We start from the raw sequence: 12150 nt of genomic DNA on the forward strand, positions 1-12150 counted from the left end.
ATATTGTAACAATTGTGATGTGAAATACTTTTTGCTTTTTTCGTTTATATAGCTACTAAGCGGTTGGGAAATGACTAATTCTTGGTGCTTAGATGGCTAATAAGTGGTGCGTAGGTGGGTAGTAAGTAAAGAGTCGATGGCTAATAAGTAAAGAGTAGAGGCTAGTAAATAGCCATTCTTATAGCGCTGTATCATTGAACAAAATAGGCATTTAATAGACGTGAACATGACTTACTATTATCTTGTTGTTATTCAGCGTTTAAGAGTATGTTGTAGTGTATATTTTGTATGGTTCTGAAGTGTCTTTGTATACGGGTAAAATTCGCGCTTACCTTAACTATAAGCAACTGCCTTTTACCGAGGTGCTGTCTACCGTGTCGGATTACAAAAAAATTATTCGCCCGAAAACCGGTGTAACTTTTATTCCGGTGGTAAAAACACCTTCAGACGAATACTTACAAGATACCGCCCGCATTATTGATTATTTTGAAGCGCAGGCTCGGGCTAATACACAGGCAGATACCAACACCAATAATCTATCAGTAGTGCCCACCACACCGGCACAGCACCTTGCAAGCGAACTGTTCGCCCTATGGGGAGACGAATGGCTGGTTATTCCCGCTATGCACTACCGCTGGAACAAAGATAACTTTCCTTTTATATACGAAGAGTTTGGGCAAGTAGTTACCCCTAAAGCCCCCAAATTTGTTAAAGCGTATTTTGGAAAGAAAATAGCCAAAAAGTTTCAAGGGTTTGTGCCACTGTTAGGCATTACCGAGAAAAGCATTCCCTATATTGAAGATTGGTACGAAAATACCGTTCTGCATTACTTAAACGAACATTTTGCTACTCATAAATATTTGCTGGGCGATAAACCCTGCACTGGCGACTTTGGTTTACTAGGCCCATTGTATGCTCATTTATACCGCGACCCTGCACCAAAACAATTGATGGATAAGCTAGCACCCAATGTAGCCGCCTGGGTTAAGCGAATGAATAACTCAAGCGCTGAAAAGCATACAAGTGCTGCTGCCAGTAACGACATAAATACCCCTGACTTTTTAGAAAACGACGAAGTACCTGCAACCTTATTGCCGCTATTAAAGGATATGTTTGCTCAGCAATGGCCGGTGTTGAAAAACACTTCAGAAGCGTTAGCTGATTGGCGAGTTCAAAACGCGGGTAATGAAAATACTTCACGCTTTATCCCAAGAACAATAGGGCAGCACACGTTTAAAATAGGGCGGAGCGAAACTGAAAATGTAGAAGAGCAACGTTTTGTATTCAGCTTTCATCAATACAAATTGCAACGTGTATTAGATGTGTTTAATAGCATTGAACAGCCGAGCTTAGAATTGATGAGTTTGTTGGATGAAGTAGGGGGATTGGGTAACATGCGGTTGGAGTTGAAAGATCGGGTTGTTTTTGAAGTTAATAGGTTGGTGTTTGAGTGAGTTGGTTGGGGATGTTGGCGGGGTGTGTTTTTATATAGTTTACTGCTGTTTTGGAGCAGTTGAAAAGAAAAAGGAATTATTCCGGAATGTTGGAGTGACTTTGAAAGGTTAAAGTGTAATAGATTGATAATAGGGTGTTTTCGTGCGAAAGTTTGTTAATTAGGAACGTGATGTACGGAAACTTTCCATCTTGTATAAAGGAAGCTTTTCGTATAATAAGCTGTTAGAGCTCTAGGTTAAATATGAGAATTCCCACGGATTTAGAAATATTAAATACGATATACCGTATGTATCATTCTGATTTTGTTGCTTTTGAAAGAGGTGATGAGACGCGGGCTTCGAAAATTTATGTTCCGGTCGACTGCAAGAAAATTGCTGGAGAGCTTAAAGTTGATTCTGACATTGTCTTTGGTCGCTTGTACTACCACTTAGAGAAACAGTATGGCTACAAACAAAATGATGGGAGTAATGTTCATTTCTTTGCTCTCAAGGTTAGAAATGACCCGAAGTGCGTAAATTTTCCACTTATGACCTCCGTTCTGGCAGGCTTGCGCCAAGAGAGAAAGAGGTTTTGGATAGGAACTGCAATCGCTGTTCTTGCTCTAATTATTTCAACAGTCTCATTGACCGTTTCAGTTATGCAGTCGGGAAGCTCTAACAAGTCAATGCAACCGACCGCTGAAGCGGCGGCTAATTGAGGCGTTATACATTTGTCGAGCTTTGAGTGTAAATTAAATAAGGATGTAAATTGACTTCAGTCATAATAAATAAACTTAGTGAATATATGGCTTTCATTGAGGAGTTACCGACAGAGTTCACATTGTCGCGTGGACAGGGAGGTGACTACCCCCTGCTACCAAGTGCGTTAAGAAAAGATGCTTCAGGTAATCGAAAGTATCCCAAAAGAGCAATTAGGAATTTCTTAGATGAATTCAAATTGAATTCTTATCAATATATGGCAAACCCATCAGATATTGAAAATGATGTAGAGTGGATGTTATATGCGCAACATTATGGAATCCCTACGCGGTTAATGGATTTTACTACTTCTCATATAGTGTCCCTTTTATTTGCAGTAGAGAAGTCTTTTCAAAATGAAAATGATGTTGACGCAGTTGTTTATTTTTTAAATCCAACAAAGTTGAATTTATTAAATGTCCAACAGGAAAAAATATTAAATATCTCTGGTATCCCCGGCATACCTAGTGAGATACATGATGGCCCAATAGTGATTCAAGGAAGAAAAATAAACCAAAGAGTTAATGCTCAAAAAGGTTTATTTGTGCTTTTTCAAAATGATGATAAACCTCTTGAGTCTATTAATAACGATGAAATTTTACGAAAATTAATTATAACGGGATCAGAAGCAAAAAATATTTTATCGAGTTTATATTCTTTGGGTATTAGTTTTTCTCATATTTATCCGGAGCTACCATCAGTAGCTAAAGATATTGTGATGCAACAGGATATTTGGGATTATATTAGGGAGAAAAACTAATGAAGAAACAATTTAAAATAAACCCAAAAGATGAAAACCAATCTTGGCAAAAAATATTCAACAGTATAAAGCTAGGATTTGAACTACAAGAAATAAAAGATGATGTCTTAACTAATGATCAACTTGTAGATTTCAATGATGCAATTATTATTGCACCGGATTATCAACGAGAGTATAGGTCATCAATACCAGATGAAAGTTCGTTGATAGAATCGGCTTTACTAGAAATACCTATCCCTCCTATTTTTCTCGCCAGTCACAAACTCAAAGGGGTTCAAGTATTAAATGTTGTCGACGGTCAACATCGACTTAGAGCCTTTTATCGCTTTTTAACCGGAGAGTATAAGCTAACAGATTTGAGTATTATCAGTGAATTTGAAGGTTTAGATGTAAATACAATGCCAATAGACGATAAAATTGAACTCCTTAGTCGAAGAGTTGCGACTATCACATTCAGAGATTTTCCAGGTAAGAAATTCGAGTTGGAGATTTTTAATAGATATAATAAGGGCACAAAACCACTAACACAGCAAGAAATCAGACATGCTGTTTTTGATTCATCGGTCAATAATTTGGTGAATATGTTCTGTACTGACTTATATAAAAATCCGCAAAGCTCACTTGCTAAGGCATACGCAATATCAAAAGACCGATATCAGAAAAAAGCTTGCCACGAGAATATATTTGTTAATCTAAGCATACTAGAAAATGGTGTTATACAGACTTTCATAAATGAAAATGATAATGAAACAATTATCAGTAAATCACCTCAGTATGCCGAGGTTTATATGAAGCAGAAATCAGAAAGTGATCTTGAAGAAGTTGATCTAGTTGGGCTAGAGAAAACAAAAGAGTTATTTAATGGTTTTAATAAATTCATAGAAGCATTAACAGTAGTTACGGAACAACCTTTTTCTAAAGAAATTTATGGAGTTTCATCAAAAAGAGGAAACAAGTACCAAGTTTCAGTTGCTATGATCTTAGCTGGTATTTTCAAAAAATTACAAGAGGATGACTTCACTCACCTTGATTTAACTAATGAAGATGATATCAAACGAATTGCTAGTGAGATCAATACACTTCTTAATAAATCGCACTTAGAAGATCCTGAGTATAGAGCGTCAACTACTAACCCATTTGAAGTACAGAAAATTGTTGATAGGTTTCAGGCTCAAAATGTATAACAAGTTCCTTAACTACGACAATGTTTCGTTGTCATAGTTTTGGCAAACAATGCAAAAAACCACGCTAATACATTGCCTTTTAGGTGGGCGATGTGTATAGGACTACACTAAACAAGACAGGCATATTTGTGTACAAAGGTGTACATTTTGTGCCTGTCTGACTCTACAGTATTCAATAATTTATAAGGAGTTTAAATTGCATCCAGACCAAGATCCCATGACAGGTTTCAAAACATTAGAACTTGCTTTTTCTCAGGGCTTCAGAATGAAAAGAGTTTCGTTCACGGATGATATCTATTTTGTAAAAGACAATGGCCTTTACAATAAGCGGTATACGTATGCGAGATTAAATAAATTAAAAGTACAACAAATAGTTGTGTTAGATGAAAACCAACCTATTGATGGGATTCCGTGTTTTTGATTATTTTATGGAACACTTGAAGCTTTAAGAGGCAAAGGTAATACGGTCTTATTTATCGAACAAATTCTAGAGCAGTTCAAAAAAGACTTACCTAGAAGCTATAAAGAGTTTTATATTGAATCACTTATTGAGGCTGACAATGAGGCTTCATTAGCTATTGCATCGAAATTGTTTGGGGAGCACAGTCATGAAGGCGTTGATGAAAATTCTGGTGTACCAACAAAAATATGGCAATTTAAAGTTGCTAAGTAATTCTTAAGTGTATTTATTCCTTCACCAACGTAAAGTGGTAATCAGTTTTGCGAGATTCGTTATTTAGTTGCAAAGCTATCCCAGCAATCGCATTGCACTTTGTCGCCCTTGAACCCGTTGCTGACGTTGATTATGTGCGTATTGCTCAAGGTGAATCACCTTGCCAGCGGCCTGCTTAACGCAGGTTTTAAACTGCGTGGTTAAGATTTGCCATTCAGATTAAAGAAAGTGTACTAAGGGACAGTTTTACCGGTTTCGAATTATGCCTGTCTTTTTAAATTTAAAGAAACTAACAAGCGTCCGTAATGCTACTCGCTTGTTCTGGCTTCGGATTACTACACACTATGTAGGCTAATAGCCCACCATAAATATTCACAAGTGCGTGCACTGCAATCGCAATCCATATTGTTTCTGTAAGCCATGAAATTACACCTAATATTATGCCCATAACGCCCGTTCTTAGCACATGAACGCTCCCTTGATACGCATGTGCTAAACCAAAAAGTAAGCTCGAAACTAGAAGAGCAGGCCAAAAACCAAGGAAAGGTGTCATCAAAAACCATAGAAACCCGCGAAACAGAAGTTCTTCACAAATGCCAGCTGATAACGACACGCCACACGTAAAATACATTAATTCTTTTGGGCTTCGCGGCATCAGCCACGCTACGTGTTCCAATTGTGCTTCAAGTGTTGGGTGTGTCTCTTTTGCGTTTTTCGTCATTATTAAATTAAGCGCAAAATAGCCTGTCATCGCTAACACGGCCAATGCACCTAACCAGTTATTAGTGCTGCCTACCCACACAAGTGAAATTTCAACAGTACTTATCTGCTCACTATACAAGCCAATAACTAGATATAAAGTGGGCAACCATAGCAAAACCATTGTTGAAGCGTAGGCTTCTAATTTTGATTGTTCGCCCGATACAACGGCCAGTTCAGTTTTATTGCCTTCCCACAAGCAATATAGCGGTATGGCAAGGATGATAACCAACATTGAGTAGGACCAGATGCTTACATTCATAAATAGTTTCTTAAGTGACTTCGTAATGCTTACAGCATATTCAACTGGCTTTGTTAAAAAAATAAATTAATATTAAATAATAGATAAACTAAAAGTTTAAGCATGAGTAATGCTATGCAATTAAGAGAATTACGAACGTTTGAGTTAGTGGCTCTAGAAGGGAATATGACTAAAGCCGCAGCGTTAATGTCGAAGAGCGTAATGGCGGTTAGCAAGCAAATTAGTAATTTAGAACACAGTGTGGGTCAGGCTCTTTTTATTCGTACACGCAGGGAGCTCAAGCTTACTGAGTATGGGAGAGAGTTTCTTAAGCGATGTACTGCACTGAATAATCAACACCGAGAACTGCAGCGGTGGGTTCAATCGACAGAGTACGAGGTGTCGGGTGAAATTCGAATTTTAACGCAAGCTAACGAAGTAATTACAGAGACTTTTACACCATGGATAGGGGAGTTTCTTAAACAATACCCACTTTTGAACGTTGTACTGGATGTGAAGGAGTCTCTCGTCGACATTGCACATGACGAATATGACATTTATTGGGGGGTTGGCTCGTACTTAGGTGACCGCTTTAACGGATTGAAGCAACGTTCTTTATATAATGAGCGCTATGGCATTTTTGCTTCGCCCGAGTACCTTAAAAGAAAAGGCACTCCCAAAGTACCTGATGACTTAGAAACACATGATGTTGTTGGTTATTTGTATAACCAGCCAAGTAATGTATTGGTATTACAGTCTCAAACAGGTGAGGTAATTCATAAGATTCTTAACTCACGGGTAAAAGCCGTTGCGGGCATGGTTGAGTGTGCTCAGTCTGGATTAGGATTAATAAATGCTTTACCTAAGGCTAAACAGATTGAGGAGGCCGTAGAAGATGGTTCATTGGTACCAGTGATGGAAGAGTACTGGTGGGATAGAGCTGAGGCGTTTATTTACTATCATCAAACTGTCACGGTAGAACCAAAAGTGCGCGCGTTTATCGATTTCTATCTTGATAAACGGCCGCACTGGGCTTAGTCACGAATAGAGACTAAACAAGACAGGCATCTTTGTGTACAAACGTATACATATTGTGCCTGTCTTACTCTCTAGGCTGTTTATTTATACAGTTAGTCGAGTTTTTTGAATGATTAAAAATAAAAAGGAATTATTCCGGAATGTGGGGACACTTTTTAAAGGTTAGATTGTAGTTGATTGATAATAGAATGTTTTCGTGCGAAAGTTTGTGAATTAGGTACATGATGTACGGAAAGACTCCATCTTGTATAAAGGATTTTTTCCATATAAAAAGCTGTTATACGGGGAAGAAGTTGTTGGTGAATATCGAAGTTAATTTGGTCAGCTCATTTACAGTAAATGGCAAAGGCGGAAACCCTGCAGGTGTTGTCTTGAATTCAGACAAACTATCGGATGCTCAAAAATTGAAAATTTCACAAGCTGTAGGGTATTCAGAAACGGCTTTTGTTTCCAGTGATGACGAAGCTGATTATGAAGTTTCTTTCTTTACGACAACAGGTGAAGTTGACTTTTGTGGACACGCTACATTAGCAACTTTTTCTACTTTGTACCAAAAGGGCATTCTAACAGCAGGTTCTTATGTTCAACGTACGAAAGCTGGAATATTACCAGTAACCATCGAACCAAGTGGTAAGGTAATCATGGAGCAGCAATTACCTCAAAAATTAGATTGTTTTTCATATCAAGAAATTTCAAATGTTATTGGCATTAAAAGTAGCATACTAGAAAGCACTAAGTTACCTATTGAAGTTATTTCAACAGGTCTACCTGATGTGATTATTCCGGTTCCTAATGGATATTTAGATATAATAAAACCAGATGACGAACTTATCGCTAACTTTTGTGAAAAGCATAAAGTTGTTGGTTTTCATGTTTTTGAACTTTGTGGTTCTGAAAGTAAACTTACAGCAAGCTGTCGTAATTTTGCTCCCTTTTTTGGTATCTCAGAAGAATCAGCTACGGGTAGCTCTAGTGGTGCTTTAGCATGCTATCTTGTAGAGCATTTAGCCTTGGGAAGTAACTATGTTTTTGAGCAAGGTAGAGTAATGGATTGTACTTCAATAATTACAGCATCTGTTAAATCGGATAACTCTACTGTAATCAGTGTAAAGGTTGGTGGCTTCGCAAGTAATATTGGTACGGCGGTAATCCCCGTATAACAAGGGTTTTCAAGACGGACAAATTACAGTTGGCTTTTTGTTCGTGCCTCACTTATTTTGGCCAACTGCAATTTGCCGCTTAAAACGGCGTTAAATTTCACCATGATTGAAGAACTTGCCAAATTCTGGAGTAGCGAATTCGATAATTTCGCTCCTGAAGCTCATAACTTAAAACATGAGTATAAAAGCCGATGGGTACGCTTTCATTCGTTGCCAGAGTCGAAGCGATATCCAGAAAATGAAGATGAGTATTTAGAGGTCTTGCATAGGCACAATATCGTTCTTCAAGAGTTGTGCGGTAATGGAAGTAAGGTTTTCGTTGTATTACCAGAGTACTCTGAGGAAAGAGTACCCTCGCAACCAGAGCCAGAACTCTTAAAGCTATTTTCAGCCAGTGAACCTTGGTGCACACTGGAGCAACACGAAGATGATGACGATTACGAATCCTATTGGCATCTTCATGTGTCAGAGGTCGAGTACACAGGCAGTGAGCTGAATAGCCTTTTTCGTATGGTGGCCAACGATGAGGTGGGTAATATTATGATTATCTGCCCCAGCAAAGGCATCGTTTTTCACCCCTATGATGGTGGCGCGGACATCGTGTTGGCATCAGCAGAGGAAGGAGATCAACTAAAGGAGCAGCACCGTGAATGGTTATCGTCGCATCCTGAGGGTTTCTAAATTTAACAAGCGCATGTTGTCGGACTGGTTTTCCGCTGCGCTCCAAACCAGCCGCAAATGCGGGCTTAAGTTACCAAGGAAGATATGCGCAAATTTCTAGCTCTGGATAAACAATCGCAATTTAATCTTCGGAAAAAGTTTCCTGACTTGGATAAGTTAGTTGCTGTGGAACAAACTGATGCATATACCTATATGGCAATTTCAGTTTTCGATCGATGGCTGGGAGAAGAAGATTCAATCAAATACTTATCTGACGTTTCTGTCAAGGAACAAAATAGCCGAGATTCAAAGTTCGTTAAATTTGCTAAAAAGTTGATCGACAATACCGAAGTTCTAAATTTCACATTCAAAGGTCGGTGGATTTCAGCAACACCACAATTTCGTAAATTCACTTCAAACACAGCTAAAGAAAAATACTTGATGTGTGCTCAACATAATGTGGATAGTAGTCACTTTTATAAAGTTGTGTTGCCTGAATTAGAAGCCGTGTATTTCGAAAGTTGGGACGACACAAATGTTTTCTATTTGCGTAATCCAGAACATGCTGTTCAAATTGCAAAGTGGGCTAATGAATGTGGCTTGTATCGTCTCAATAGGTAACTTAACAAGTCAATCAAAAGGACGCAAAAACGCTTGGCTTGCGCTCCTTCGTCGCTAATTTTAGCCAAGCATTTCTGCGCCTATTATTGAGGCGTTATATTCTAAAAAGGAAAAGTTCAGTTGGACTCTTTTTTTGCTATTGCAGTTTTTCTCTTTGGCTTCGTCTTCATAGCCGCTGCAATTTTATTTGCTTATCTAGCTTATAATGACCGACTAAGAGGAGTTGACTGGTTGAAACCTGCTGTACTCATAAGTTTTTGCTTATTCGTCGCTTACAACACTTTTTCAAGTGGCTATTATCGTATGATAAAAAGCGGCTTAATAGGATGAAAGCGAGCGAACATAATAAGCTGTTATATGGAACAAGGAAGTATGGTGCACAGAAAAAATATTATCGAAACGTTACAATTGATTGCCTCATCAGAAAATCAGTTTTCATACGAAAAAAATGTACCTATTGCTAATGTTCCAGCTGAGCTGTTTTGTATGTGGTTCGACGATTTTTATCATCCCAACTCTACTGAGTTTGTAAATGCATTTAATACTAATGAGCTAATCGATCTCTCATTGTTTAATGAATACTTCGATAAATTTGGTGAAAATGTACCAATGAATAATGGTGTATCAGGCTTGCAAAGTGATTCGAATTGGCTTGCTATCCAATCATATGCAGGTAAATTATTAGACAAGAATAAGTGGTAAGTACCATATAACAAGCCCATGAATTCGTTCGCAAGCTCACTGGGGCAAATACTCGTTGGCTTTACCTCGTACCTCGGTCATTATAGCCAAAAAATATTTGCCCCTTATGGGAGCGTTATCTTCCAATTGGCATATGCGCTCTTCTGCGATAATCTTAATTTATGCCGACAGTATTAAGATTAGGGCCTTATCGTTTCTTCTTTTATAGTGATGAAAACGATGAACCCGCACATATTCAGCGAGAGATGATTCTTGCTTAATTCTGGTTAAAGCCCGTTGCTTTAGCTAGCTCTACTCGTATTCCACCGAAAGAGTTAAGAAAACTCGAGCAATTGGTGGTAGAAAATAAAGAAACATTTTTGGAGGCTCGGAATGGCTATTTTAGCAGTTGAACATCACCCTCTTGCTCATTCAGTTAGTTTCGACTCAGACTCACTTATTATCAGCCTAATTGATGGACGCACTCTTTCCGTTCCTTTAGCTTGGTTCCCATCTCTTTCATCTGCGACTGCAGATCAACTTAAAGATTGGGAAATACTAGGTGATGGCGAAGGTATTCATTGGCCTCAACTGGACGAAGACTTAAGTGTTAATGGTCTACTTTTGGGCAACTATGGAAAGAAGATAACAAATCAATAAACACACTCACTACGTTCGCTGGGACGCATACAAGGATGGTTCAGGTGAAGTTAAACTTTCAATACGCACATAACTCGCATGAAGAGTCAGAAGATAAACCTATTAAATTAGCAGAAGAAGCTTTAATAGAATTTGATGATTTTGATTGGGTTGGACAAGCTAAAGAAGCCAATAAATTACAAAAATGTGCACCTACACTGTCATTAATTATTACTGAAGGCAAAGAATACATTTGGGTTTCACCTTTCGAGAATAATAATAGATTAACATTTGTTTCTGAATGCTACTTTCCTTGCGTTGTACCTTCTTGGTTTGGCTTATCTAAAAAGCAGGGAACCATTAATTTGTCCTCCCAATCTTTATCTCTTTCCGATGCGCGTCGAGTCATTGAACATTTCATTAAAAAAGAACATGATAATTTGCGTACAATGTATGCATAACAAGCTCATGAATTCGTTCGCAAGCTCACTGGGACGCCTTCTCGCTGGCTGGCGTCACTACGTTCCTAAGTTTAGCCAGCGTTCAGTCGCCCTTATGTGAGCGTTATGTCACAAGGAGTTTTTTTGAAGAACTTAATATTTTTAATATTGCTACTGCCTAGTTATGGATTTGCATCAAACTTAGACATAGATATAAACAAAGGATTTTTAGGAGCTAAATGGCTCTCTTCTCAAGAAGAGGTTGAAGCCGTGTTAGGCAAACCGAATGGATATTATCGAATAAATAAGAATAGAACGCTTTTGTTCTACGGAAAATCGGTAAGCTTACTCATTTCAAGAAATAGATTCCGAGAAGTTCATATCGGTGGCGATTTATCAGACGCGTTTTCAGAACTTCCGACAACATTTAACACAAAATATGATGTCAGTAACTTAACTATCAATGGTAAGCCATTTTTCAGGGAGCGATTTGAAAAAGTCGAGGAAGCGCTGAAAATTGAATTGGGAGTTCCATCCTACAGCGTCTCTGCCGGCACGGACGAAGTATTTGTTGATTTGAGCTTTTCTGGCGTAGGCGGTTATGGTTCAGAAAACGAGTTTGTTCTAAGGAAAATAAGCTTTGCCTACCAATTGTGACATAACTAAACGCTTAAGTCGCAGTCCGCTAGGGCGGCCTGCTGGGAAGCTAACACGCAGGACGGCTTCGCCATTATGCCCCACATGTCTGCGCCCCTTATTGAAAAGTTATGTGTTTCGAGATATCTATGAACTCTAAGAAATTTGTGTCTTTATTAAAGTCTGAATTAGACAACTCATTTGAGCTTTATGCTAATAAGGAATCTTATATTGGCAGTAAACTTGACTCATTAGATCTCTCTACTGAGAACAAAGACGAAGTGTTAGCACTCGTCAAAGATGCTGTAACAGAAAACTTATATGTTTTGCTCAGTGCACTTGAGGGGAGTAGTTCTCTTGCAGGTAATCAGCAAATCTATACTGTTTCAGACGAAAATAATTCTATTATTAGTGGTGAGTTAGATTCAGAGTTCTATATGCAAGTCATTGAAGCTAATATATAAAA

At 38.3% G+C, this 12150-nt stretch carries 14 protein-coding genes and 1 pseudogene; 14 read left to right on the forward strand and 1 reads right to left on the reverse strand.

The window, feature by feature from the left end; translation table 11 throughout:
- Positions 1-275 precede the first annotated feature (275 nt).
- From KYS23_RS06995 to KYS23_RS07010, 4 genes are all read left to right on the forward strand, one after another.
- Positions 276-1454 (forward strand): glutathione S-transferase family protein, encoded by a 1179-nt coding sequence (locus KYS23_RS06995; RefSeq protein ID WP_218418285.1) that lies wholly within the window; start codon positions 276-278, stop codon positions 1452-1454.
- A gap of 242 nt (positions 1455-1696) precedes the next feature.
- Positions 1697-2152, forward strand: a complete 456-nt coding sequence (locus KYS23_RS07000) for a hypothetical protein (protein ID WP_218418286.1) — start codon at positions 1697-1699, stop codon at positions 2150-2152.
- Positions 2153-2202: 50 nt separating this feature from the next.
- Positions 2203-2952 carry an FRG domain-containing protein gene (locus KYS23_RS07005; RefSeq protein ID WP_218418287.1) on the forward strand — a complete coding sequence of 250 codons (750 nt, stop codon included), beginning with the start codon at positions 2203-2205 and terminating at the stop codon, positions 2950-2952.
- Positions 2952-4136 (forward strand): DUF262 domain-containing protein, encoded by a 1185-nt coding sequence (locus KYS23_RS07010; protein ID WP_218418288.1) that lies wholly within the window; start codon positions 2952-2954, stop codon positions 4134-4136. The genes KYS23_RS07005 and KYS23_RS07010 overlap by 1 nt, the downstream gene beginning before the upstream one ends.
- A 962-nt stretch (positions 4137-5098) precedes the next feature.
- Here KYS23_RS07010 and KYS23_RS07015 read toward each other — a convergent pair.
- Positions 5099-5830 carry a CPBP family intramembrane glutamic endopeptidase gene (locus KYS23_RS07015; RefSeq protein WP_159530498.1) on the reverse strand — a complete coding sequence of 244 codons (732 nt, stop codon included), beginning with the start codon at positions 5828-5830 and terminating at the stop codon, positions 5099-5101.
- A 102-nt stretch (positions 5831-5932) separates the two neighbouring features.
- Here KYS23_RS07015 and KYS23_RS07020 point away from each other — a divergent pair, with 102 nt between their 5' ends.
- The 10 genes and pseudogenes from KYS23_RS07020 (at position 5933) to KYS23_RS07060 (ending at position 12148) form a co-directional block, all read left to right on the forward strand.
- On the forward strand, positions 5933-6847 hold the full coding sequence (locus KYS23_RS07020) for a LysR family transcriptional regulator (protein WP_232370613.1): 915 nt from the start codon (positions 5933-5935) through the stop codon (positions 6845-6847).
- Positions 6848-7146: 299 nt separating this feature from the next.
- Complete coding sequence (locus tag KYS23_RS07025) at positions 7147-8007, forward strand: PhzF family phenazine biosynthesis protein (protein WP_159530494.1); 861 nt, start codon at positions 7147-7149, stop codon at positions 8005-8007.
- A gap of 102 nt (positions 8008-8109) precedes the next feature.
- Positions 8110-8688, forward strand: coding sequence for a DUF3885 domain-containing protein (locus KYS23_RS07030; protein WP_218418289.1), 579 nt, complete (start codon positions 8110-8112; stop codon positions 8686-8688).
- Between the two features lie 84 nt (positions 8689-8772).
- Positions 8773-9288, forward strand: a complete 516-nt coding sequence (locus KYS23_RS07035) for a hypothetical protein (RefSeq protein ID WP_159530488.1) — start codon at positions 8773-8775, stop codon at positions 9286-9288.
- 357 nt (positions 9289-9645) lie between these two features.
- Positions 9646-9990 carry a hypothetical protein gene (locus tag KYS23_RS07040; protein ID WP_218418290.1) on the forward strand — a complete coding sequence of 115 codons (345 nt, stop codon included), beginning with the start codon at positions 9646-9648 and terminating at the stop codon, positions 9988-9990.
- Positions 9991-10262: 272 nt separating this feature from the next.
- Positions 10263-10382 (forward strand): annotated as a pseudogene (locus KYS23_RS20905) (hypothetical protein); the annotation flags it as partial.
- Positions 10363-10629, forward strand: coding sequence for a DUF2442 domain-containing protein (locus KYS23_RS07045; protein ID WP_218418291.1), 267 nt, complete (start codon positions 10363-10365; stop codon positions 10627-10629). The pseudogene KYS23_RS20905 and the gene KYS23_RS07045, both read left to right, overlap by 20 nt.
- 44 nt (positions 10630-10673) lie before the next feature.
- Complete coding sequence (locus KYS23_RS07050) at positions 10674-11069, forward strand: hypothetical protein (protein ID WP_218418292.1); 396 nt, start codon at positions 10674-10676, stop codon at positions 11067-11069.
- Between the two features lie 123 nt (positions 11070-11192).
- Positions 11193-11705: a hypothetical protein gene (locus KYS23_RS07055; RefSeq protein WP_218418393.1), complete on the forward strand. Its 513-nt coding sequence runs from the start codon at positions 11193-11195 to the stop codon at positions 11703-11705.
- A 128-nt stretch (positions 11706-11833) separates the two neighbouring features.
- Positions 11834-12148 (forward strand): hypothetical protein, encoded by a 315-nt coding sequence (locus tag KYS23_RS07060; RefSeq protein ID WP_218418293.1) that lies wholly within the window; start codon positions 11834-11836, stop codon positions 12146-12148.
- The last annotated feature ends 2 nt before the right edge of the window (positions 12149-12150 follow it).

This window comes from Alteromonas lipotrueae (genome assembly GCF_019249255.1).
Classification (GTDB): Bacteria; Pseudomonadota; Gammaproteobacteria; order Enterobacterales; family Alteromonadaceae; genus Alteromonas; species Alteromonas lipotrueae.

Bases quoted from the DNA above. Each gene is read 5' to 3' on its own strand.
- KYS23_RS07000 (WP_218418286.1), top strand. From the start codon at position 1,697: ATGAGAATTCCCACGGATTTAGAAATATTAAATACGATATACCGTATG.
- KYS23_RS07010 (WP_218418288.1), top strand. From the start codon at position 2,952: ATGAAGAAACAATTTAAAATAAACCCAAAAGATGAAAACCAATCTTGG.
- KYS23_RS07015 (WP_159530498.1), bottom strand. From the start codon at position 5,830: ATGAATGTAAGCATCTGGTCCTACTCAATGTTGGTTATCATCCTTGCC.
- KYS23_RS07020 (WP_232370613.1), top strand. From the start codon at position 5,933: ATGAGTAATGCTATGCAATTAAGAGAATTACGAACGTTTGAGTTAGTG.
- KYS23_RS07030 (WP_218418289.1), top strand. From the start codon at position 8,110: ATGATTGAAGAACTTGCCAAATTCTGGAGTAGCGAATTCGATAATTTC.
- KYS23_RS07035 (WP_159530488.1), top strand. From the start codon at position 8,773: ATGCGCAAATTTCTAGCTCTGGATAAACAATCGCAATTTAATCTTCGG.
- KYS23_RS07040 (WP_218418290.1), top strand. From the start codon at position 9,646: ATGGAACAAGGAAGTATGGTGCACAGAAAAAATATTATCGAAACGTTA.
- KYS23_RS07045 (WP_218418291.1), top strand. From the start codon at position 10,363: ATGGCTATTTTAGCAGTTGAACATCACCCTCTTGCTCATTCAGTTAGT.
- KYS23_RS07060 (WP_218418293.1), top strand. From the start codon at position 11,834: ATGAACTCTAAGAAATTTGTGTCTTTATTAAAGTCTGAATTAGACAAC.